The sequence below is a fragment of the Pseudomonas sp. PLB05 genome (assembly GCF_021106615.1).
Lineage (GTDB): Bacteria > Pseudomonadota > Gammaproteobacteria > Pseudomonadales > Pseudomonadaceae > Chryseomonas > Chryseomonas benzopyrenica.
Genome location: NZ_JAJOHO010000001.1, coordinates 960,794 through 982,680, shown reverse-complemented (window position 1 = coordinate 982,680; position 21,887 = coordinate 960,794). Strand labels below are relative to the sequence as shown.

General features: G+C 65.7%; 19 protein-coding genes. 8 read left to right on the top strand and 11 right to left on the bottom strand.

The window, feature by feature from the left end; translation table 11 throughout:
- Positions 1-37: 37 nt before the first annotated feature.
- Positions 38-1,117: a 4-oxalomesaconate tautomerase gene (locus LRS53_RS04525; protein ID WP_231355092.1), complete on the bottom strand. Its 1,080-nt coding sequence runs from the start codon at positions 1,115-1,117 to the stop codon at positions 38-40.
- A gap of 146 nt (positions 1,118-1,263) precedes the next feature.
- On the opposite strand from LRS53_RS04525, the gene LRS53_RS04520 reads away from it, so the two are divergent.
- The 5 genes from LRS53_RS04520 (at position 1,264) to LRS53_RS04500 (ending at position 6,212) form a co-directional block, all read left to right on the top strand.
- Positions 1,264-2,163, top strand: coding sequence for a LysR family transcriptional regulator (locus LRS53_RS04520; RefSeq protein WP_017641221.1), 900 nt, complete (start codon positions 1,264-1,266; stop codon positions 2,161-2,163).
- Between the two features lie 210 nt (positions 2,164-2,373).
- Positions 2,374-3,225, top strand: coding sequence for a ubiquinol oxidase subunit II (locus LRS53_RS04515; protein ID WP_231355091.1), 852 nt, complete (start codon positions 2,374-2,376; stop codon positions 3,223-3,225).
- Positions 3,226-3,247: 22 nt separating this feature from the next.
- The gene (locus LRS53_RS04510) at positions 3,248-5,281 is read left to right on the top strand and encodes a cbb3-type cytochrome c oxidase subunit I (RefSeq protein WP_442968481.1); all 2,034 of its coding nucleotides are present in this window, start codon (positions 3,248-3,250) and stop codon (positions 5,279-5,281) included.
- Positions 5,278-5,907, top strand: a complete 630-nt coding sequence (locus tag LRS53_RS04505) for a cytochrome (ubi)quinol oxidase subunit III (RefSeq protein WP_231355089.1) — start codon at positions 5,278-5,280, stop codon at positions 5,905-5,907. Before LRS53_RS04510 ends, LRS53_RS04505 begins: the two co-directional genes overlap by 4 nt.
- Positions 5,904-6,212 carry a cytochrome o ubiquinol oxidase subunit IV gene (locus tag LRS53_RS04500; RefSeq protein WP_231355088.1) on the top strand — a complete coding sequence of 103 codons (309 nt, stop codon included), beginning with the start codon at positions 5,904-5,906 and terminating at the stop codon, positions 6,210-6,212. The genes LRS53_RS04505 and LRS53_RS04500 overlap by 4 nt, the downstream gene beginning before the upstream one ends.
- A 45-nt stretch (positions 6,213-6,257) precedes the next feature.
- Here the strand turns inward: LRS53_RS04500 and LRS53_RS04495 are convergent, their stop codons facing one another.
- Positions 6,258-7,553, bottom strand: coding sequence for a PQQ-dependent sugar dehydrogenase (locus LRS53_RS04495; RefSeq protein ID WP_231355087.1), 1,296 nt, complete (start codon positions 7,551-7,553; stop codon positions 6,258-6,260).
- On the bottom strand, positions 7,550-7,978 hold the full coding sequence (locus LRS53_RS04490; protein WP_231355086.1) for a DUF2231 domain-containing protein: 429 nt from the start codon (positions 7,976-7,978) through the stop codon (positions 7,550-7,552). The genes LRS53_RS04495 and LRS53_RS04490 overlap by 4 nt, the downstream gene beginning before the upstream one ends.
- Before the next feature lie 264 nt (positions 7,979-8,242).
- Here LRS53_RS04490 and LRS53_RS04485 point away from each other — a divergent pair, with 264 nt between their 5' ends.
- From LRS53_RS04485 to LRS53_RS04475, 3 genes are all read left to right on the top strand, one after another.
- Complete coding sequence (locus tag LRS53_RS04485) at positions 8,243-9,367, top strand: MFS transporter (RefSeq protein WP_231355085.1); 1,125 nt, start codon at positions 8,243-8,245, stop codon at positions 9,365-9,367.
- 605 nt (positions 9,368-9,972) lie between these two features.
- Complete coding sequence (locus LRS53_RS04480; protein ID WP_231355084.1) at positions 9,973-10,266, top strand: hypothetical protein; 294 nt, start codon at positions 9,973-9,975, stop codon at positions 10,264-10,266.
- A gap of 110 nt (positions 10,267-10,376) precedes the next feature.
- Complete coding sequence (locus LRS53_RS04475; RefSeq protein WP_231355083.1) at positions 10,377-11,036, top strand: hypothetical protein; 660 nt, start codon at positions 10,377-10,379, stop codon at positions 11,034-11,036.
- 150 nt (positions 11,037-11,186) lie between these two features.
- On the opposite strand, the gene LRS53_RS04470 is transcribed toward LRS53_RS04475, so the two are convergent.
- From LRS53_RS04470 to LRS53_RS04435, 8 genes are all read right to left on the bottom strand, one after another.
- Complete coding sequence (locus LRS53_RS04470) at positions 11,187-12,275, bottom strand: M20/M25/M40 family metallo-hydrolase (RefSeq protein ID WP_231355082.1); 1,089 nt, start codon at positions 12,273-12,275, stop codon at positions 11,187-11,189.
- A gap of 384 nt (positions 12,276-12,659) precedes the next feature.
- Positions 12,660-14,741, bottom strand: coding sequence for a 3-hydroxyacyl-CoA dehydrogenase NAD-binding domain-containing protein (locus LRS53_RS04465; protein WP_231355081.1), 2,082 nt, complete (start codon positions 14,739-14,741; stop codon positions 12,660-12,662).
- Positions 14,742-14,759: 18 nt separating this feature from the next.
- Positions 14,760-16,010, bottom strand: coding sequence for an OprD family porin (locus LRS53_RS04460; RefSeq protein ID WP_231355080.1), 1,251 nt, complete (start codon positions 16,008-16,010; stop codon positions 14,760-14,762).
- Positions 16,011-16,074: 64 nt separating this feature from the next.
- On the bottom strand, positions 16,075-17,073 hold the full coding sequence (locus LRS53_RS04455) for an ABC transporter substrate-binding protein (RefSeq protein ID WP_231355079.1): 999 nt from the start codon (positions 17,071-17,073) through the stop codon (positions 16,075-16,077).
- Between the two features lie 42 nt (positions 17,074-17,115).
- The gene (locus LRS53_RS04450) at positions 17,116-17,883 is read right to left on the bottom strand and encodes an ABC transporter permease (protein ID WP_231355078.1); all 768 of its coding nucleotides are present in this window, start codon (positions 17,881-17,883) and stop codon (positions 17,116-17,118) included.
- 26 nt (positions 17,884-17,909) lie between these two features.
- A complete protein-coding gene (locus LRS53_RS04445; protein WP_231355077.1) occupies positions 17,910-18,737 on the bottom strand; it encodes an ABC transporter ATP-binding protein in 828 nt (275 codons plus the stop codon).
- Positions 18,738-18,954: 217 nt separating this feature from the next.
- Entirely contained in the window at positions 18,955-21,042 is a 2,088-nt protein-coding gene (locus tag LRS53_RS04440; protein WP_231355076.1) for an acetate--CoA ligase family protein, read from the bottom strand.
- Positions 21,039-21,851: an enoyl-CoA hydratase/isomerase family protein gene (locus tag LRS53_RS04435; RefSeq protein WP_231355075.1), complete on the bottom strand. Its 813-nt coding sequence runs from the start codon at positions 21,849-21,851 to the stop codon at positions 21,039-21,041. Before LRS53_RS04435 ends, LRS53_RS04440 begins: the two co-directional genes overlap by 4 nt.
- Between the last annotated feature and the right edge of the window lie 36 nt (positions 21,852-21,887).

Here is a 21,887-nt window from a genome sequence, read left to right as displayed (position 1 = left end):
AGTTGTGCGGATGCGCTGGTGGTTGGGGGATATCGCGTTAGCCGGCGAGCCTCCGCGCGGTGGGCGCGTACACATGGCCGGCGAACAGGCGGCGCGCGGTCCGGACGACCGAGGCCTGGATGGTAGTGCCGTCCGCGCCGCCGCGCGACAGCACGACGTCGATCCCGCCGCTGGGATGCTCCAGGCGGACGTGGGTCAGGTCACGCGCCGACTCGCCGAGCAGCGCCATCACCACCGTTTCCGGGGTGACGCAGGCGGTGGCCAGGCCGATGGAACCGGTGATGGCCAGGGCGCGGTGGCAGCTGTGCGGCATGAAGTAGCGCACCTGCAGGGTGCCGCCGTGCTGGGGCGGAGAGACCAGTACCGGCTTGGGGATCACCTTGCCGCTGACATCGCCCAGGCCCATGGCCCGGCCGGCCTGCAGCCGCAGGGCTTCCAGACGCGCCAGCAGCCCGGAGTCGGCGTCCAGCTCGGCCGGGCGCTCGCTGCCGGTCACGCCCAGGTGGCGGGCGTCGATGACCATCATCGGCATGGCCATGTCGATGATGGTCACCGGCACGCCATCGAAGACATCGGTGGCCTGGCCGGTGGGAAACAGCTTGCCGGTCTTGCTGCCCACGGCGTCGAGAAAGGTCAGCTGCACCGGCGCGGCGGTACCGGGCACGCCGTCGATGGCAGTGTCGCCTTCATAGCGCACCAGGCCGCCCGGCGTGTGCACCAGCGAATCGACGAAGCTGTTGGTGTTGAGGTTGCGGATGCGTACCAGGGTCTTGCCGTCCTCAGCGGCGACCAGCCCCTGCTCCACGGCGAAGGGACCCACGGCACACAGCATGTTGCCGCAGTTGGGCGCGGTATCGACGCGGCGCTCGGCGACCATCACCTGGACGAAGAGATAGTCCACGTCGGCATCGGGATGGCTGGACGGGCTGATGATGGCGACCTTGCTGGTCTGGGGGCTACCGCCACCAATGCCGTCGATTTCCAGTTCGTGACCGGCACCCATGAGGTCGATCAGCATCTCGTCGCGTAGCGCGGGATCGCGGGGCAGGTCGCTGGCGTGGAAGAAGGGGCCCTTGGAGGTGCCACCGCGCATGAGAACGCAGGGAATACGTTGCATGACTGCTGTCTCTTGTTGATCAATAGCGTTTATTGATGTTCTAGGGGCAAGATTGGCAGCCGTAGATAAATCTATCCAATGCAAATATCGTCGCTATTATTCCACTTGGATAATCAATACTCGAGACGCTCGATCAGAGGTTGTTCATGGACTATGAGCTGCAAGACATTCGATCTTTCGTTAAAATCGCCGAACTGGGCAGCTTCCATGAGGCTGCCGACGCCCTGCACCTGTCGCAGCCGGCGCTCAGTCGACGCATCAAGAAGCTGGAAGACGGCCTGGGCACGCCCCTGCTAGAACGCACCACCCGTCGCGTCGGTCTCACCAGCGTCGGCCGCGATTTCCTGCCCAAGGCGCGGCGCCTGCTGGATGACTTCGAGGACTCCATCCTCAGCATCCGCGAGTTGGCCGAACGCCAGACCGGCCAGGTCACCCTGGCCTGCATCCCCACCGCGGCCTTCTATTTTCTGCCCTCGGTGATCCGCCAGTACAACGAGCACTACCCCAAGATCCGCATCCGCCTGCTGGACCTCAGTGCCAACGACGGCCTGGAAGCCGTGCTGCGTGGTGAAGCGGACTTCGGTATCAACATGCTCAGCGGCCAGCACCCGGACATCGAATTCGTGCCCCTGGTGCAGGAGCAGTTCGTGCTGGCCTGCCGGCGGGACCACGAACTGGCCGGGCGCCCCTCGATCAGCTGGGCCGAGCTGGTCGAGCACCGGCTGATCGGCGTGGGGCGCCTGAGCGGCAACCGGGTGCTGCTCGACCACGCCCTCTCCGCGCGGGGCATCCGCCCCAAGTGGTTCTACGAGGTGCAGCACCTGTCCACCTCCCTGGGCATGGTGGAAGCCGGCCTCGGCGTTTCCGCCATGCCCAGCCTGGCCATGCCGGACGCCGACCACCCGACCCTGGTCAGCGTGCCCCTCACCGATCCGGAAGTGACCCGCACCCTCGGCCTGGTCTCGCGCCGCGGGGCCTCGCTGTCGCCGGCCGCGGAGAAATTCGTCGCTATCCTGCTCGGCCAGTGGAAGACCGAACAGCCCTAGTCCGGGCCTTGCACGTCACCCACACCCGAGCCAAGGCGGCCAAGCGCCAGTATCCAGTGAACGTCGCGCCCCCTCGGGCGGTCTGTTGGCTGCAACAACTGGTTACGGTCGGGTCCGCTCATGTCCCTAGCGCGAATATCGCGTCCTTCTTCTCCTCGTCCGGGGAGCACCTCGAAGCGTCGCTCCGCCGTCCGAGCGCTGGCCGGCCTGGTGCTCGCCGCTTCGCTCACGGGCTGTTCGCCGCTGCAACACGGCTTTTTCGCCCCGGCCGGCCTTGCCGCCAGTGGCGAACGCGACCTGCTGCTGTGGATCGTTGGTCTGGCCCTGGTGGTGGTGCTGCCGGTGATCCTGCTCACCCCGCTGATCGTCTGGCGCTATCGCCACGGCAACGACCGCGCCGCCTACCGGCCGCGCTGGGAATTCTCCTGGCTGCTGGACATCTTCGCCTGGGGTGTCCCGGCGCTGATCGTCGCAGCCCTGGCCTTCCTGGTCTGGACCCACACCCACAGCCTGGACCCCTATCGCTCACCGACACCCGGCGTGACGCCGCTGGAGGTCCAGGTGATCGGGCTGGACTGGAAGTGGCTGTTCCTCTATCCCGAACAGGGGATCGCGACGGTCAATGAACTGGTCCTGCCAGCAGGTCGTCCGGTGCAGCTCAGGCTGACCAGCGATACGGTGATGCAGTCCCTGCTGCTGCCGCGCTTGGGGGGCCAGATCTATGCCATGGCCGGCATGCAGACTCAGCGCTATCTGCAGATTCCCCTGCCCGGCCAGTTCGAGGGTCGCAATGCCCAGTACAGCGGCGAGGGCTTCCAGGATCAGCACTTCCCGATCCGGGTGCTGGCGGAAGCGGATTTCCAGGCCTGGACTCAGCACATGAGCCAGGTTCGCGAGGCCTTGGATTGCGCCCATTACCAGGTGCTGGCCCGTCCCGGCACCCTGGAGCAGGCCGCCCAGCTGCGCCTGACCCAGCCCGCCCTCTTCGCCTGGGTGCTGGCGCGCTATCGCCAGGATCCGGTACCCGCCTGCAATACCTTCCAGGGAGCCACCCATGACTGATTTCTCGGCCCTCTGGCACCTGCTGTTCGGCCGCCTGGGCTACGACGCCCTGCCCTTCTACAGCCTGGTCGCCACCTGCGGCGCCAGCGTGGTGATCCTCGGCGCCCTGGCTACCGCCGGGGTGATCACTTGGCTCGGCAAGTGGCGCTATCTCTGGCAGGAGTGGTTCACCAGCCTGGACCACAAGCGCATCGGCATCATGTATGTGGTGCTGGCCCTGGTGATGTTCAGCCGCGGCGTGGTGGAAGGGGTGATGATGCGCACCCAGCAGGCGCTGGCCATCGATGCGCCGGGCTACCTGCCGCCGGAACACTTCGGCCAGCTGTTCAGCACCCACGGCACCATCATGGTGTTCTTCGTCGCCATGCCCTTCCTCACCGGGCTGATCAACTTCGTCATGCCGCTGCAGATCGGCGCCCGCGACGTGCGCTTTCCCCTGCTCAACGCCATCAGCCTCTGGCTGACCGTGGCCGGGGCGGCGCTGGTGATGGTCTCGCTGGTGCTGGGACGCTTTTCCACCGGTGGCTGGAGCGGCTATCCGCCCTACACCGGTGCCGAGTACCAGCCCGGCGTCGGTACCGACTACTGGATCTGGGCCCTGACCCTGAGCTCCCTGGGCAGCACCCTGACCGGCCTCAACTTCGCCGTCACCCTCTACAAGGAACGGGCGCCCGGCATGCGCCTGTTCCATATGACGCTGTTCAGCTGGACCGCGCTGTGCACCAGCATCCTGATGATCTTCGCCATGCCGCCGCTGACCGTGGCCACCCTGCTGCTGGCTCTGGACCGCTACCTGGACTTCCACTTCTTCACCAACACCCAGGGCGGCAACCTGATGAACTACATCAACCTGTTCTGGCTGTTCGGCCACCCGGAGGTGTACATCCTGATCCTGCCGGCCTTCGGGGTGTTCTCCGAGGTCTTCGCCACCTTTTCCACCAAGCGTCTCTATGGCTATCACTCGCTGGTCTGGGCGACCCTGGTGATCGCCGTGCTGTCCTTTACCGTGTGGTTGCACCACTTCTTCACCATGGGCCAGAGCCCCAGGATCAACGCCGCCTTCGGCATCGCCACCATGCTCATCGGCATTCCCACCGGGGTGAAGATCTACGACTGGATGGCGACCATGTTCCGCGGTCGCATCCGCCTGACCACGCCGCTGATCTACGCGGTGATGTTCATCATGCTGTTCGTGATCGGCGGCCTCACCGGCATCACCCTGGCCACGCCGCCAGTGGACTACCAGGTGCACAACACCGTCTACCTGGTCGCCCACTTCCACAACATGCTGATCCCGGGAATGCTGTTCGGCATGCTGGCGGGCTACCACTTCTGGTTTTCCAAGGCCTTCGGCTTTCGCCTCGACGAGCGCTGGGGGCGTATCGCCGCGCTGAATTTCGGCCTGGGCTTCATTCTCGCCTTCATGCCCCTGTATGTACTGGGCGTCTCCGGTCTGCCGCGGCGCAGCCAGCCCATTCACAACCCCGATTTCGCCCCGTTGCTGTGGGTCGCCGAACTCGGTGCGGTGGTGCTGCTGGCTGCCCTGGGCAGCCTGGTGATCCAGCTGGTGGTGAGCATTCGTCGCCGCGACAGTGCGCGGGTGCCGGTGGGTGATCCCTGGAACGGCCGCACCCTGGAATGGGCGGTCGCCGCGCCGCCGCCGGAGTACAACTTCGCCGTGCCGCTGCCGATCAACGACCGCGACCCCTTCACCTGGCTCAAGGAACAGGGTCTGGCCTACGACCGGCCGCGAACCTATGCCGACATCGTCCTGCCGAAGAACAGCGCCGTCCCGGCAATCGTCGGCGCGGCGGGCTTCGCCTGTGCCTTCGGCCTGGTCTGGCACATCGGCTGGATGGCTGTACTGGGGCTGCTGGTGGCCTGGGGGGCGGTCATCGCCCGCAGTTTCCAGCGCGATACCGAGCGACTGATCTCGGCGGCGGACGTTCGGCGCGAACATGAGGCCTGGCTGGATAAGGTCGCAGCGACCCGCCCCGTCAAGCGCGACGAGGAAACCGGGCCGGGCAATCGTGGCCTGGCGGAGATGGGGCCATGAGTTCGCGTGATATGAACCACGCCGGCCTCAACGTCGGCCCCACCGATCACGCGACCCACGCCGAGGCCGAATACTCGCTGTTCGGCTTCTGGATCTTCCTGATGAGCGACGCCCTGGTGTTCGCGCTGCTGTTCGCCATCTATGCGACGCTGCAGCACGCCACTGCCGGGGGACCGGTGGCCCGGGACGTCTTCGAGATCGGCAGTGTCACCGTCCAGACCCTGGTGCTGCTGGCCAGCAGCTTCACCTACGGCCTGGCATCGCTGGCGATGAAGTACCACGAGGGTCGGCTGCGGCCCCTGGTGACCTGGTTGCTGGTGACGCTGGCCCTGGGGCTGGTGTTCCTCGGCCTGGAGGTGCACGACTTCCTCGGCATGGCGGACAAGGGCGCCCTGCCCCAGCGCAGCGCCTTTCTCTCGGCCTTCTTCACCCTGGTGGGCATGCACGGGGTGCACGTCGCCAGCGGCTGCCTGTGGCTGGTGGTGATGCTGGTGCAACTGAGGGTGTTCGGCCTGGATACGCCAGTAAAGACCCGGCTGATGCGCCTGGGGCTGTTCTGGCATTTTCTCGATATCGTCTGGGTCGCCATCCTGTCGGTGGTCTACCTGCAGGGGCTGTTGCCATGAAGCTTGACGACTATCGCCGCGAACTGGCGAGCTATGTGATCGGCCTGGTGCTGGCGGTGACGCTGAGCCTGATCCCCATCGGCCTGGTGCTCTTCCCGACCTGGCCACGCGGAACCACCCTGGGCGTCATCTTCGGCCTGGGCCTGCTGCAGATCCTGGTGCACCTGCGCTGCTTTCTGCATATCAGCCTGGGTCGTTCGCATCGCCACGACCTCTATCTGTTGCTGTTCACCAGCCTGATCCTAATGCTGATGGTGGTGGGTAGTTTGATCGTGCTGGGCGATCTGCACCACCGCATGGGTTAATACCGGTCACCGCCCCGAAAGACGGCAACCGGATCGTCACCCACCTTACTGGGTGCGCGTCACCCGCCAGACGGTATTGGCCAGGTCGTCGGCGATGATCACGCCGCCACGTTGGTCTACCGCCACCCCGACCGGTCGGCCGCGGGTCTTGCCATCGTCGCCAAAGAATCCGGTGGCGAAGTCGATGGGCTCGCCGGCCGGGCGGCCCTGCTGGAAGGGCACGAAGACCACGCGGTAGCCCACCGGCTTGTCGCGGTTCCAGCTGCCGTGTTCGCCAACGAAGACGCCATCGGTGAATTGCCCACCCACCGCCGCGGTGGCAAAGGTCACCCCCAGGGCGGCGACATGGGAGCCCAGGCTGTAGTCGGGCTTGATGGCAGCGGCGACCTTGGCCGGATCCTGCGGCTGGGCGCGGGTATCGACGTTCTGCCCCCAGTAGCTGTAGGGCCAGCCATAGAAGCCGCCCTCGCGGATGGAGGTCAGGTAGTCCGGCACCAAGTCCGGGCCGATCTCGTCGCGCTCGTTGGCCACCGCCCACAGCTGGCCGCTGTCGGGCTGGATGGCCAGGGCGGTGGGATTGCGCACCCCAGTGGCATAGTTCTTGTGCGCGCCGCTCTGGGCATCGATCTGCCAGATCACCGCGCGATCCACCTCGACATCCATGCCGCGCTCGCCGACGTTGCTGTTGGAGCCGATGCCCACATAGAGGTAGCGACCATCGGCGCTCGCGGCGAGGGACTTGGTCCAGTGGTGATTGATCGCCGCCGGCAGGTCGACCAGCTTGTCCGGCGCGCCGCTGGCCTGGGTCTGGCCGTCCTGGTAGGGAAAGCTGACCAGGGCGTCCTGGTTGGCCACATAGATCCGCCCATTGGCGAAGGCCAGGCCATAGGGCGCGTTGAGATTCTCGGCGAACACCGTCTTGAGTTCGTATTTGCCATCGCCGTCGGCATCGCGCAGCAGGGTCAAGCGATTGCCACCCTTCACCTGGGTGTTGCCCTGGGCCTTGATGTAGCCGGCGATGACGTCCTTGGGCTTGAGCTTCGGCGCGTTGCCGCCGCGACCTTCGGCCACCAGGATGTCGCCATTGGGCAGCACCAGCATCTGCCGCGGAATGCGCAGGTCAGTGGCGATGGCGGTAATGGTGTAGCCCTGGGGCACGGTGGGCGTGCGATCGCCCCAGGGGGCCGGCTCGGCGATCTTCATGCTCGGCAGGAGGCCGCGCTGGGGTTCGGGCAGCTTGGGATCGGGCCCGCGTGCCTGGGTGTCGGCACCGCCTTCGTTGCCGCAGGCGGCCAGCAGCACGGCCAGACCAAGGACGCTCAAGGCTCTTGGAGTGCTCATCGAACCACCTCCGAACGCAGGTTGGAGAGGGCGATCCAGGCGGCCACCAGGCTCAGCACCGAAACCACCACCGAGAGGATCAGCCCGGCGGGCATCACCGCCCAGGCATCCTTGGCGTGTTCAAAGGCATTGGCCAGCCCCAGCACCCAGGCCAGCAGCAGCAGGAGGAAATAGGCTACCGGTCGGCGACCCCGGAAACGGGCGCCAAAGAGGTTGCCCAGAGCGAACAGCAGGGCCAGCCCGGACAGCAACAGGGCGCCGGCGATCAGCCAGGCGGCGAAGTTGGCCCACTGGATCTGCATCGTCTGGTAATAGGCGATATCGCTGAGCAGACCGCCGATGAACAGCGGGACGGACCCGGCCAGCAGCAGCGCGTGCAGCGGGCCGGGCCGGACAGGATGGTAATGGTGGGCAGCTACGGTCACTGACGACTCCTTTTCTAGACGGGACGTGGCAGGGCCGGGCAGCCACTGCGCGACGCAAGACGCACTGAAAAGGATTGCGCGCGCCCGGGGTTAGTTCAGCCGCTTCGCCTGGCGGACACCTCTTGCAAAAGAAGAGATAATGACAGTCTCGTTGCAGCCACGGCCTCTGTCTGGCGTCTGTCCGGCCGAGCCGTCCCTGCAATCCGCTGTCCAGTTGCCGACCGAAGGGCTGGACGTCACCTCCGCTACAGGAATTCCTTGCGCATGACCTCTTCCCGGTCCGTCGACCAGGCCTCCCGGCGCGCGGCCATCGTCCTCGCCTTCTGCCTGCCCAGCGACGTGCTGCTCTACCTCGTCCTGCCCATGTACGCCCCGGTCTTCGGCATCACCCTGATCGAGGCCGGCATCCTGCTGGCCGCCAACCGGGTGATCCGCATCGTCGGCTATCGCTATGTGGTGCAGCTCTATGCCCGCTGCGGCGATCGGCGCAGCCTGGTGGTGGCCGCCGCGGTGGCCGCGCTCTGCGCCCTGGGCAACGCCAACCTCTCGGGTTTCTGGGCGCTGCTGGGGCTACGGCTGGCCTGGGGCCTGAGTTTCGCCACCTTCAACCTGTCCACCCAGGTTCTGGCCACCGCCGACCCGGCCGGCGCCGCCCGGCGCACCGGCACCTCCCGGGCGCTGATCGCCATCGGTCCCATGCTCGCCCTCTCCGCGGGTGCCTGGCTCACCCTGCAATACGGGCCGCGCGCCGTGCTGCTGCTGAGCAGCGGTCTCTGCCTGATCGGGCTGCTGTTGGCCCTGGGGCTGCCGCGCGCCGGTCACGAATTGCCGGCGCCCGGGCGGCGCCTGCGCTGGCCGGATCGCATCGTCACCTGGTCCTTCATCGAAGGCGTGACCCTGGACGGCCTGTTCATCTTTGGCCTGTCGGCCTTTTCCCAGGCGGTGCTGGGCGGCAACGCGGTACTGGTGGCCGGCTTGCTGATGGCGCTGCGTTATGTGTCCGACATGCTGCTCAGCCCCCTCGGCGGTCGGGCGGCGGATCGCTATGGCGCGGCGCCCATGCTGGTGGTCTGCTCGACGCTGACCGCGCTGTTCCTGATCGCCTTCGGCTTCCACTGGCTGATCCTCGGCGCCGGCGGCGTACTGATCCTGCGCGCCCTGCAGATCCCCCTGGTGGTGACCCTGGTCGCCACCCGCCATCCCGGTCAGGCCCGGCTGCCGGCGCTGGCCTCCAACGCCATGTGGCGCGACGTGGGTGCCAGCGTGGGGCCGCTGCTGGCGGGCGTGCTCATCCCGCTGGTGCCTTCGACCCTGCTGTATCCGCTGTCCGGCCTGGCGATCCTGGTCAGCTCCCTGGCTTGCCTGAGATTGAAGCCCTTGGCCGAGTAGCCGCGGCCCCTGGCACCGCCGGGACTGAGCGAGGAAAGGGGATCTGAATTGATTGGCTAAACCCTTCTTTTTGTTGACAAAACTCTGTTAAAAAGTGGATCTGGGATTACAATCAGAATTACCGAAAGCCCAATTTTACGAGGCGCGGGCTCATCTAAGACTGTGACGGTGACGGTGACAGTTCACTCTGAGGTTTTGATTCTCAGATAATGCATCACCAGAAGCTGATGATCAGGATCAGAACAGGAGGTGCCTGGCGCTGAGTACGGGTGAAGGTAGAGGTATACACTGCGAAATTCCCAGGAGCTGCCTTAACCTCAGCAGCCCTTTTCCTGCCCGCGCAACGTAAACCGCCTGCAATAGACACGCTCGGTTCGAATCGAGTAGTGTCACAGGCGAATTTGCTCCCACGCTTGGTCGAGCAAGCGTGGCTGCCTATGCGTGATGTATAACTCCCTCATACGCTAATCTGCACTCTGAAAGTCTCAGCCTAGACACGGATAGCCAAAGGAATTAGGAATATTACACACCATGCCCGTTCCGGGAGTTATCCGCCAATTGGCGTCTATTTATAGTTATACACAGCCTACTCGGAATGCGAAGCGATGGAAATTCTTTCTTTTTATCTAACAGTAACGTCAATTTTTATTGGGTTAATTTCCGCAGTAAGCTGGCTGCGCGCTAGTACTATAAAAGTCAGCCATGAAAAAGCGATGAGAATTCGTGAGCGTGAGGCTAAGAAGCGGGGAGAAAAACCAAACTATGCATCGGTAAGTTTGGATGGATGGGATATGTCGGCCACTTTCTCGGCACAATCAAAGTGGAATGCCACCGGTGCCTTCTTCGCTGCAATTTCAATTTTACTCCAAGCTACTGCGCAGATGCTCGGCAGTGTATAAGCAACCATTCGGTTAATCGGACGCCCAATCGGCTGCGCCGACTAGGTTTCCTCCGCGCTGCGCGCTCCGGCGTCGGTTACCTCCCACGTTAGACCACAAAGGGAAAGTCTATGGCATTCGATGCAGAAACTAAGAAAACCATCAACGCATATGTTTCAGCGCACGTTGCCGACGAGGCTTGGCATGTCGCGTACTTCGACTTCATTGGTAACGCGACTCTTGCACAGCGCCTTGGCGAAGAGTTCATCTCTACGCGCTATATCTACAAAATCTTGGAAGGGCTTGAGGCCGATGACTGGATGCTGCGATCACAGATACGACTGCAAGTACTGTCATACGCTTCCATTTACGAAGCGGTACTTCATCACTTGCTCTTTGATTGCCTTGACACAGAGCCACGAGTTATCGCTCTTACGGAATTCCCCACGAAGAAGCAGATTTCAATTCCGCCGGCTAGCCTCGCGTTGCTTGAGAAGCATCTTGAGCACGATGGAAAGAAGATCATCCCCACGTATGAGGCCGTCGGGAGGACTGATTACACCAAGGTCCGATTCGACAAGAAAGCCGAATGTGCTGCCGCGCTTGGAATGATTGAGCCTTGGCTCAAAGATGAGCTGATTGAGTTCTATGAAGCGCGCAATGCGATACACATTCACGCAGAGATTAGAAAGAGCTTGAACTACCAACTGGACTTGTCAAAGCGGGCCTACCTCCGGATGCAGCCATTCAAGGAACAACTCTCGGCTTGGAGGTCAGCGTATGTGGTCTAACCCGTTTGGAATACCCAAACGGCCAGACCTTGATGGACGCCAAAAGCCTTGATAGCGCTGTAGCCTAGTTTTTGCTGGATTTCAGACACAAAAAAGACGTCCGTGGACGTCTTTAGATGTTGTAGCGGTGGAGCCGGGGTCCATCCATCACTACTGGCCGTGAACCTGCAGCACCGGCTCGCTGACGCCCTTGACGCCCACCAGGGTCAGGCTGGTCAGCAGCACGTTCTGCGGACCCTGGTAGGCGTCCACCGGCTTGTACCACTCCGCCAGCGAGTGGGCACTGCCGCCCTCCCCGCCGCCGCTGATGGTCATGGCCGGCACGCCGAGAGACATGGCGGTGTTGGAGTCGGTGCTGCCGCCGCTCAAGGTGACCTTGGCGCCGTTGGTGACGGCGGCGATGGCGCGCTGCGCCGTCTGCACCATGGGCGAATCCTCCGCCGTGCCACCGGCCGGACGATCACCGATCAGCTTGATGTCCACCGAAATCTGATCGGTGTCCCAGCGCTTGTTCTCCTCCTTCACCGCGTCCTGCACCAGGGCCAGGATCTCCTTCTCTTCGGCCAGCAGCGCGGCCTCCTCGTTGGATCTCATGTCCAGGGTCAGGCGCGCTTCGCCGGCGATGGCGTTGACCGAGGTGCCGCCCTGCACCGTGCCCACGGTAAAGGTGGTCTTGGGCTCCTTGGGCGGCCGTACCTCGGCGATCTTGGCGATGGCGCGACCCATGGCGTGGATGGCGCTGGGTCGCCCGAATTCGGCGAAGCTGTGGCCACCCGGACCCTTGAAGGTCATCTCGTAGCGGTGGCTGCCGGTGCCGCGATTGACGATCCGCCGCACGTCGATGCCATCCACCGAGATGAAGCCGTCGATGCCCTGGCGATCCTTGAACAGGGCCTTCACCCCGCGCAGGTTACCCAACTCCTCCTCGCCCACGGTACCGACGAAGACCAGGTCGCCCACCGTCTCGATGCCGCTCTTGTTCAGAACGTCGATCACCGACAGCAGCGCCGCCAGGCCCCGGGCGTCATCGCCGATGCCGGGGCCATAGGTCTTGCCGTCCTGCTCCTTGAGGGTCAGGTCGGTGCCCTCGGGAAACACCGTATCCAGGTGCGCCGAGACCACCAGCTGCGGCCCCTGGCCGCTGCCCTTGCGGGTAGCGATCACATAGCCTTCCGGGGCGATGCTGGCGTCCTTGAGACCCAGCTCCTGGAAACGCTTGAGGTAATACTCGGCGCGCACCTTTTCCTTGAACGGCGGCGCGGGAATCTGGCGATGTGCTTCTGTTCCGTGAAGGTGCGGCCGTCATCGGCGCGCAGCGCGTCCAGCGCCTTGGTGACCCGGGCATCGCCTTGGACAGCAGACAGGGAACCCTCGACCCCCGGCGCGGCGGCCAGGGGCAACGCCAGGGTGGCGGTCGCGGCAGTAAGCACTAGAGCGGAAAAGCGGTTGGCCAAGGCCGAACGAGCAAAAGACATCTGACACTCCCATTGCCTGAATTGGTATTCCGAAGAAGCGCAATCGTCAGACGAATACGCCCCGCCTGACCCTAGGTGCCCGCGAACGAAAGGTCAAAGAACCGGGCGCTCTCGGATATGCAGCGTCGTTCAGGATGCTGCCTTCGACTCACAGGTCCAGAAATGTCCGGCCCTCGGCCGCCAGCTGCCTGAGCCGCGGAGAGATTCGCGTCCCGCGCTCGGCCAGGGCGGCGGACCAGCCTTCCAGGGTACTGACGATCCGCTCCAGCCCACACTCGTCGGCGTGGTACAGCAGCCCGCCGCGATAGCGCGGAAAGCCGTAGCCGTGCAGCCAGACCAGATCGATGTCCACTGCTTGCTCGACGATGCCCTCCTCCAGCAGCCAGGCTGCCTCGTTGATCATCACGAACAGGCAGCGTTCGAGGATCTCAGTATCACTGTGGCTGCGCGGCGCGATGCCCCGGCGCTGGCGGTGGGCGGCGAGCAACTCGGCGACCAGGGGATCCGCCTGGCCCTGGCGCTGACCCGGCCCATAGCGGTAGTAGCCGGCGCCGGACTTCTGGCCAAGACGGCCGAGGGCGTGCAGCTGCTCGATCAGGTCGCAGGCCCGCTCGGCAGGGCTGAGGGATTCACCCCGCCCCTGGCGATTGCGCCAGGCGATGTCGATCCCGGCCAGGTCGCGCAGCTCGAAGGGGCCCATGGGAAAGCCGAATTCACGCAGCACCCGGTCGACCTGTTCGGGTGCTGCGCCCTCTTCCACCAGCAGGGTCGCCTCGCGCTCGCGTACCGCCAGCAGGCGATTGCCGACGAAGCCATGGCAGTTGCCCACCGCCACCGTGGTCTTGCCCAGGCGCTCGCCCAGCTGCAGGGCAGTGGCCAGTACGGCAGGCTCGACCGCGCGGGTGCGAACCACCTCCAGGAGCTTCATCACCTGGGCCGGACTGAAGAAGTGCATGCCGATCACCGCCTCGGGCCGGCCGGTCACCCCGGCGATGGCATCGATGTCGAGATAGGAGGTGTTGGTGGCCAGGATGGCGCCGGGCTTGGCCAGGCGATCGAGCTGACGAAAGACCTCCTGCTTGACCGCCAGATCCTCGAATACCGCCTCGATGATCAGATCGGCGTCGGCTACCGCGTCCAGGGTCGCTTCACAGCGGATCAGGGCGGCGCGCGCGCTGGCCTGATCCGCCGTCAGGCGGCCCTTGGCCAGGGCCCCGGAGAAATAGCCGTCGATCGTGGCGCGGCCTCGCTCCAGGGCCTGGGGCTGGGTATCGATCAGGACGGTAGCCAGGCCGGCGTTGGCCAGGCAGAGGGCGATACCGCTGCCCATCAGCCCCGCGCCGATCACCGCCACCTGCCGCAACGCTACGGGAGGCGCCGCCTTGGCCAGGGCGCGGTTACGACCCGCCAGGGCGCGCTCGGCGAAGAATACCTGGCGCAGGGCCCGGGCCTGGGCGGACTCGCGCCGGGCAACGAACAGCTCACGCTCGCGCTGCAAGGCGGCGGACAGCGGCAGCTGCCAGGCACCGCGCAAGGCGTCCAGCGCCAGCACCGGTGCCTCCTGGCCCGGCAACTTGCGCAGCAGCCCACGGGCCTGGGCCTCGAAGGCGTCGGGGTCGAACGGAGATACTGTCTGCGCCGCCGTCGGCCGTGGCGACAAGGAGTGATGATCACGCAGAAAACCCTGGGCCAGGGCCAGAGGTTCACCTTCGCCCAGACCATCGATCAGCCCCGCGCCAAGCGCCGCACTGGCATCCAGGCGCGTGCCGCCCACGATCATGTCCAGCGTCAGGGGTGCGCCAACCAGGCGCGGCAGGCGCTGGGTGCCGCCCGCACCCGGGATCAGGCCCAGGCTGACTTCCGGCAAGGCGAAGGTGGTAGCGGTCGCCGCGACCCGGTAATGACAGGCCAGTGCCAGCTCCAGCCCGCCGCCCAATACCGTGCCATGCAGCGCGGCGATCACCGGCTTGGGCGAGGCTTCGAGGGCCGCCAGCACAGCCGGCAGCTGGGGCTCCTGCAGCGGCAGGTCGAATTCGCGGAGGTCGGCGCCGGCGACGAAGGTCCGCCCGGCGCAGGTGATCACCAGCGTCTGGATCCCGTCATCGGCCAGGGCCTCCTGCAGCCGTGCCAGGAGCCCCGCACGCACCGCGCGGGACAGGGCATTGACCGGTGGATGGTCCAGGGTGATGACGCCCAGGGCGTCGATCCGTTGCAGGGTTACGGTGGTCATGTAGGGTCTCCCGAAGGGTCAGAGCAGCGACAGCGGATAGCTGGCGATGACGCGGACGTCATTGGCGTCCCGCGAGAAATCGGAACGGTAGGTGGCGCTGCGCAGGCGCAGGTTCAGGCCCTTGAGCGAGCCGCCCTGCAGCACGTATTGCAGCTCCACATCCAGTTCCCGTTCGCCGCCGGACCCGCCGCCGCGCAGTTCGGCCTGGCTGCCGCGTACGAAGCGCGTCATGAAGTTCAGGCCGGGGATACCCAGCTGGCCGAGGTCGTAGTCGTAGCGCGCCTGCCAGGAGCGCTCGTTGGTCTCGGCGAAGTCGCCCACCTGGACGAAGTTGACCAGATAGGGGTCGGTGCCATTGACGTAGGGAAAGGCCGTTGGGCCCGACATCTTCTGATAGCCCAGGCCCAGGGAGTGGCCGGCGCGCTTGTAGGTACCCAGGGCGCTGAAGGCGCGGTTGTCGATGCGTCCGCCGCGGGCGCGACCCTCGTCGTCGCTGTCGAACAGCCGCACCTCGGTGAGGAAGGCGCCCCAGTCGCCCTTGCGGCGGTCAGTCAGACCAAGAAAGCGCTGGCGATAGACATCTTCCAGCACGGCGTACTGGGCGCTCACATCGGTGGTGGTGCCGAAGCGGTAGAGGGCACCGACGACATCGAAATCGCCCCCCTCAAGAGAGCCGCTGAAACGGCGATTCTTGTTGTTCAGCGAAAGGCCGTCGGCTCCGGAGCTGTCGCGATAGACCGTGCGCTGGATGTTGGCGCCGGTCAGGGTCAGCCCCTTGATCTCCCTGAATTCGAACTGGCTGCCCTCGAAGGTCTGGGGCAGCAGGCGGCCATTGTTGGTGACCAGGGTCGGCCAACGCGGTAGCAGGGTGCCGATCCGCAATTCGCTCCTGGAGAGGCGCGCCTTGAAGGTCGCCCCGGCCTTGGCGTACTCGCCGGGCGCGCGGCCCTCGTCGTCTACCGGCAGCAGACCGGTGCCGGTGCGGCCACGGCCCGAATCGAGCTTCAACCCAACCAGGCCCAGGGCGTCCAGGCCGAAGCCAAGGGTGCCCTGGGTAAAGCCGGATTCGTACTTGAGGATGAAGCCCTGGCCCCACTCCTCGCGCTTGGACTGGCCGCTGCCGTCGCGAAAGTCGCGATTCATGTAGAAGTTGCGCAGCTCCAGGGTGGCCTTGCTGTCTTCGAGGAAGCCCTCGGCATAGGTCAGGGGCGACAGCAGGGCAATACCCAGCCCTGCCGCCAGGATCGGCTTGTCATGATGCCTGTGCATAGGAGGTCTCTACCGAACCCTGGCCACTCGCGGCGTACCAGGGGGATGGAAGGAAGCGTGCGGCTCAGCGCACCTGCGTCAGGTAATCGGCGGCGGTACCGGGGATCTGGGTGTTCTGGATCTGGCCCAGGAAGGTAATGGCGCGCTGGACGTCCTCATCGGTGAGATAGGGCGTCGCGGGGAAGGACTTGCGGTTGTTCTTCCAGGCGGCGGCATAGACCTCGTCGTTGACGCCCTCGAAGCGGGTGCGCACGGCCTTGGCGGCCTCGTCCGGATGCTGGCTGATCAGCTGGGTGGCGTCGTTGAGCGCGGCAAGAAAGGCCTTGACCGTGTCCGGATGCTCTTGCGACCACTCGCGGCGAGCACTCAGGGCGATGGAAGGATAGCCGTCCAGAGCTTTCACCTGGCCCTCGGACATGTCCAGCAGGGTGAAGCCCTGCTGCTCGATCACCGCGCTGTCCGACGCCGGCGACGACAGCGCGAAGCCGTCGATGCGGCCCTGGGCGAAGGCGGCCAGCATGGCGCCGCCATTGTTCAGGTACAGCAGGGTGAAATCCTTCTCCGACTGCAGCTTGGCTTCCTGACTAAGGAAGCGCACCAGGAAGTCGGCGCTGCCGCCAGTACCGCTGACCGCCAGGCGCAGCCCCTTGAAGGCGGCCAGGCGCTGCTCGACGGTGGAGTTGGCGTTCAGCCCCAGGCGGTCGGCCACCTCCTGGCGGATCACCACGTTGCTCGCATACTGGCCGACCATGCGCCCCAGCAGGGTCACGTCGGCGCCCTTCACCTTGGCGTTGATGGCGTTCTGGATGGCGCAGGAACAGAACTCCACCGAGCGGCTGACCAGTCCGGAGGCGGCGGCGCCGCCGCCCTTGAACTTGACCAGGCTGACGTCCAGCCCGCGCTTCTTGAACAGCCCGGCATCCAACGCCACGAACAGCGGCATGTGCACGAAGCCTTCGGTACCTATGGCCACCTTGACCGCTTCATCGGCCTGCACGGCGGGGGTGGCGGCCAGCAGCGCGGCACTCAGACCGAGGACGGAAAACAGACGCTTGAACGACATGGCAAAGACCTCTCTTCTTCTTGTAATGGGTAACGGGAGCATTCAGATCGAGAGTTCGCGGGCGTCCTGTTCCTTCTTCCAGGGCATCAGCGCGGTTTCCAGCTTGCGCACCGCCGCCTGCAGCAGCAGCGCCAGGAAGATGATTGCCAGCAGCGCGGCGAAGACCCCGGCGGTGTCCAGCTGGCCGGCGGCGTCCTGCAGCAGGTAGCCCAGGCCGCGGTTGGCTGCCATGATCTCGCCGACGATGGCGCCGATCAGCGCATAGGGCACCGACAGCTTGAGCCCGGTGAACACCCACTGGATGGCCGAGGGCAGCACCACCTTGCTGATCAGGTGATGTTCCCTGGCGCCCATCAGCCGCAGGATCTCCAACTGCTCGCGCTCCACCGCGCGCACGCCGCTGTAGGTGTTGAGGAACACCAGGAAGAACACGATGGTGGCGGTCAGGATGATCTTCATCTCGATGCCGATGCCGAACCACATGATGAACAGCGGCGCCAGGGCCACCTTGGGCAGGCTGTAGATGGAGATCAGGATGGGGTCGAGCAGCTTGGCCAGGGTCTCGTTGCGGCCCAGCAGCAGGCCGACGCTGATCCCGGCGCAGGCGCCGCAGAAGAAGCCGGCCAGGGTCTCGACGACGGTGATCCAGCCGTGGGCGAACAGCCGCCCGCTGGAGACCAGCTCGACGAAGCGGCCGCCGATCTCGCTGGGCGAGCTGACGAAGAAGGGATCCACCAGCGGTCCCGAGGCGAACTGCCAGGACAGCAGGATGACGGCAAAGATGGCGACGCGGCCGAGAAAGATGTTCATAGCAGGATTCTCCAGGGGTGGGCCGCTCAGGCGTCTTGGCTCGGGGTGATGAATTCCCAGAGGTCACCGCAGAGCTGGTGGTAACGCGGGTCCTTGCGCAGCTGCAGGATGTTGCGCTCGTCGCCCAGGGGGATGGTCACGTCGCGCACGATGGTGCCGGGACGGCCGGAGAAGATCAGGCAGCGATCGCCCAGGGCCACCGCCTCGTCCAAGTCGTGGGTGACGAACAGTACGGTCTTCTTGAGCTGGCGACTGAGCTTGAACAACTCGGTCTGCATGCGCATGCGCAGCTGGGCATCGAGCGCCGCGAAGGGCTCGTCCATCAGCAGGGTCTCGGGATCGTAGGCCAGCAGCCGGGCCAGGGCGGCGCGCTTGCGCATGCCCCCGGAAAGCTGGCTCGGGTAGGCCTTTTCGTGGCCTTCCAGGCCGACCAGGGCCAGCAGCTCGCGGATGCGTGCCTGACGTTCGGCCTTGCCCACGCCGCGGATCTCCAGCGGCACGGCGATGTTGCCGACCACGTCGCGCCAGGGCAGCAGGTGATCGCTCTGGGTCATGTAGCCGGTGCGTCCGTTGATGCCCTTGACCGGCTGGCCGCTGTAGAGCACCTGGCCTTCGGTGGGGGCGAACAGGCCGGCCACCATGTTGAGCAGGGTGGACTTGCCGCACCCGGAGGGACCGACGATGGTCACCACCTGGCCCTGCTGGATGTCGACGTTGATGCTGTGGGAAGCCTGTTTCGCCACGCCCTTGACGGTAAAGGCCTTGGCGACGTTGCGAAAGGAAATCACGGTGGGCGCCGGGGCGATGCTGCCGATCGGCTCGCGAGGGCTGGCGTTCTTCAGTACGGCGGACATGGCGTTACTCCCGGTTCGAGGACGTGGCGTCGGGTTCAGGACTCATGAACGACGCGACGGCGTCTGACGGTAGGGATGCACACCATGGGCGATTGATCTGGAAGCTGTTCATAGTGACCTACTTATTGTTATGAGTCAGAAATGAAGCGTTCTTGGATTATGCAAGGGTGAACCTGAGCGGCAATGGTGCTGTTCCACGCTGTGGAACAGCACCGCTTCAGCTCAGCACGGTGAGACCGTCGAGGGCGACCACGCCCTGCCCTTGCGGCCTGACCAGCAGCGGATTGATCTCGGCCTCCTGCAGGCGCTCGCCCAGGCGCAGGGCCATGTCGGAGAACGCCACGATGCAGTGCGCCGCCGCCTCGACGTCGGCCCTGGGTCGGCCGCGATAGCCGTCCAGCAAGGGATAGGTACGCAATTCGGCGAGCATTTCCCGGGCATCTTCCAGGGTCACTGGCAGCAGGCGCAGCGTGGTGTCCTGCAACAGTTCGGCGGTCACTCCACCCATGCCCAGCAGCAGCGCCGGGCCCAGTTGCGGATCACGGGTGAAACCGAGGATCAGCTCCTCGCCGCCGCTGACCATTTCCTGCACCAGGAAGGCCTCGGGATTGAAGCCGACCCGGGTGGTCACCTCGTCGCGCATCCGCTCCAGACGCACACCGATCCCCTCGGGTCGCTGCCGCAGGGCCACGCCGCCTACCTCGCTCTTGTGCGGGATGCGCGCCGAGAGCACCTTGAGCACCACCTCGCCGCCCAGCTCACGGGCCGCCGCCTCGGCCTGGCGCGCATCGCCCACTACCCGCTCGCGGGTCACCGGAATGCCGAAGGTCTCGTAGAGCTGCTTGCTGCGCGCCTCGTCCAGCGGACCGGGTTGCAGGTCCGCCAGAGCCACCGACTCGGCCGAGGGGGCGGCGCCGAGCTGCCCCGGCCGCTGCCTTGCATAGCTGCCTTGCAAGGCCAGCGCCTTGAGCGCTCCGGCACAACTTTCGGGGGCGCTGAAGGCCACCCCGCCCGAACCGTTGATGCGCTGCGCCGCCGCCGGCGCATGGGGACTGATATAGGCCAGCACCGGCTTCTCCGAATTGGCCAGGCTGTCGCGGATGGCATCGGCCATCAGGTGCGGCTGGGCCACCCCGGAGGAACCCACCACGCTGATCACCGCGTCATAGTCGGGGCTGTCCAGCAGGATGCTGATGGCGCCACGCATCACCTCCGGTTGCAGGCCCGCCAGGGTCAGGTCGATGGGGTTGCGGTCGAGCACTGCCTGGTCGCCGACGTCTAGGGCGCGCAGTCGCGCCGCCGTCTCCGCGCCGGGCGGCGGGGTCTGGAAGCCGTTGACGCCCAGGTTGTCGGCGATCAGGGTGCCGGCGCCACCGGTAGAGGTCAGGATGGCTACCCGGGTGCCCTGCATCACCCGGCCACTGGCCAGGGCGAAGGGAACGTCCAGCAGATCGGCGAAGGTCTCGGCGCGGATCACCCCGAGCTGGCGGAAATAGGCCGAATAGAGACCGTCGGAGCCAGCCAGGGCGCCGGTATGGGAGGCCGCGGCGCTGGCGCCGGCTTCCGAGCGGCCGACCTTGAACACCACCACCGGCTTGCCGGCGGCGCGGGCTCGGCCCACGGCGCGGGTGAACCTGGCGGTGTCGCGCAGCCCTTCGAGGTAGAGGGCGATCACCGCGGTGGCCGGATCGCCGGCCAGATGGTCGACGAAGTCGGCGACGTCCAGATCCACCTCGTTGCTGGTGGAGATCAGTTTGGAAAAGCCGATGCCGGCCGCTACGCCACGGGAGAGCAAGGCGCCGAGGATGCCGCCGCTCTGGGAGACCAGGGCCACCTTGCCCGGCAGCAGGGCGTCCATGTCCAGGGCGCCACTGGCGGACAGGGTGATGCGCTCGCTGACGTTGACCAGGCCGATGGTATTGGGGCCGAGGATACGCATGCCGCCGCGCGCGGCCTGGAGTTCCGCCTGGCGGCGGATGCCGCTCTCCCCGGTTTCGCCATAGCCGCCGGCCAGCACGATGGCCGCCGCACAGCCGAGCGCCGCCAGTTCGGCCACCGCCTGATTGGCGCGTTCGGCACCCAGCAGGATGACCGCCACGTCCGGCACCTCGGGCAACTCGGCGATAGAGGTATAGCAGCGCAGGCCGTCGATCTCCTCGTAGCGCGGATTGACCGGATAGAGGCGTCCCTGGAAGCCATGCTTGCGCAGGAAGGCGATGGGCCGGCCGGAGGTCTTGCGGGCGTCGCCCGAGGCGCCGATGACGGCGACGCTGGCCGGACTGAGCAGACGGTCGAGGGCGCTCATCGTTGGCCACCCGCGCTCTTGCGCGCCAGGAAGGCGGCGACCGACTCCTGGTGTTCGCTGGAGGTGTAGCAGATGCCCTGGGCCTGGCTGCCCATGGCCGAGATCTGGCCCTGGGTCAGTTCGAAGGTATTGTTGAGGATCGACTTGCTCAAGCCCAGCGCCGTGGCGGAACCGGCCGACAGTTGCAGCGCCCAGTCCTGGGCCGCTGGCAGCAGAGCATCGTGGGGCACCACCCGGTCGATCATGTTGATGCGCTCGGCTTCGCCCGGCGCGACGGTGCGACCGGTGAAGATCAGCTCCTTGGCCCGGCTCAGGCCGACCCGTCGTGGCAGGAAGTAGAGGCCACCGCCGTCGGGGATGAGGCCGCGGGCGATGTAGCTCATGGCGAAGGACGCCTGCTCGGACGCGATGATGAAGTCGCAGCTCAGCGCCATGTCGCAGCCCAGCCCGGTGGCGGCGCCGTTGACCGCGGCGATGGTCGGTTTGGGCAGATTGTGCAGCAGCGAAACGGCATGGTGAACCCGTTGCTGGCGCTTCCAGCCGTTGAAGGCCACCGAACCGGCCGGCACACTCATGCGCGCCTGCATGCCCTTGATGTCGCCGCCAGCGCAGAAGCCCTTGCCGGTACCGGTCAGGATCAGCGCCTTGATTGCGCTGTCGGCGGCGATGCGCTCCAGGTGCTCGATCAGCAGGGTGCGCAGGTCGTCGCTGATGGCATTGCGCGCTTCGGGGCGGTTGAGCGTCAGGGTGGCGATGCCCTGGGTCACCGTCAGCTCGATGGGGGTCGACGATTCGGGAGCTGTCGTCATGGGAGGCCTCTCTCTTATTCTTGGGTTGATTGGCTG

Bases quoted from the DNA above. Each gene is read 5' to 3' on its own strand.
- LRS53_RS04525 (WP_231355092.1), bottom strand. From the start codon at position 1,117: ATGCAACGTATTCCCTGCGTTCTCATGCGCGGTGGCACCTCCAAGGGC.
- LRS53_RS04520 (WP_017641221.1), top strand. From the start codon at position 1,264: ATGGACTATGAGCTGCAAGACATTCGATCTTTCGTTAAAATCGCCGAA.
- LRS53_RS04505 (WP_231355089.1), top strand. From the start codon at position 5,278: ATGAGTTCGCGTGATATGAACCACGCCGGCCTCAACGTCGGCCCCACC.
- LRS53_RS04500 (WP_231355088.1), top strand. From the start codon at position 5,904: ATGAAGCTTGACGACTATCGCCGCGAACTGGCGAGCTATGTGATCGGC.
- LRS53_RS04495 (WP_231355087.1), bottom strand. From the start codon at position 7,553: ATGAGCACTCCAAGAGCCTTGAGCGTCCTTGGTCTGGCCGTGCTGCTG.
- LRS53_RS04485 (WP_231355085.1), top strand. From the start codon at position 8,243: ATGACCTCTTCCCGGTCCGTCGACCAGGCCTCCCGGCGCGCGGCCATC.
- LRS53_RS04480 (WP_231355084.1), top strand. From the start codon at position 9,973: ATGGAAATTCTTTCTTTTTATCTAACAGTAACGTCAATTTTTATTGGG.
- LRS53_RS04475 (WP_231355083.1), top strand. From the start codon at position 10,377: ATGGCATTCGATGCAGAAACTAAGAAAACCATCAACGCATATGTTTCA.
- LRS53_RS04465 (WP_231355081.1), bottom strand. From the start codon at position 14,741: ATGACCACCGTAACCCTGCAACGGATCGACGCCCTGGGCGTCATCACC.
- LRS53_RS04460 (WP_231355080.1), bottom strand. From the start codon at position 16,010: ATGCACAGGCATCATGACAAGCCGATCCTGGCGGCAGGGCTGGGTATT.
- LRS53_RS04455 (WP_231355079.1), bottom strand. From the start codon at position 17,073: ATGTCGTTCAAGCGTCTGTTTTCCGTCCTCGGTCTGAGTGCCGCGCTG.
- LRS53_RS04450 (WP_231355078.1), bottom strand. From the start codon at position 17,883: ATGAACATCTTTCTCGGCCGCGTCGCCATCTTTGCCGTCATCCTGCTG.
- LRS53_RS04445 (WP_231355077.1), bottom strand. From the start codon at position 18,737: ATGTCCGCCGTACTGAAGAACGCCAGCCCTCGCGAGCCGATCGGCAGC.
- LRS53_RS04440 (WP_231355076.1), bottom strand. From the start codon at position 21,042: ATGAGCGCCCTCGACCGTCTGCTCAGTCCGGCCAGCGTCGCCGTCATC.
- LRS53_RS04435 (WP_231355075.1), bottom strand. From the start codon at position 21,851: ATGACGACAGCTCCCGAATCGTCGACCCCCATCGAGCTGACGGTGACC.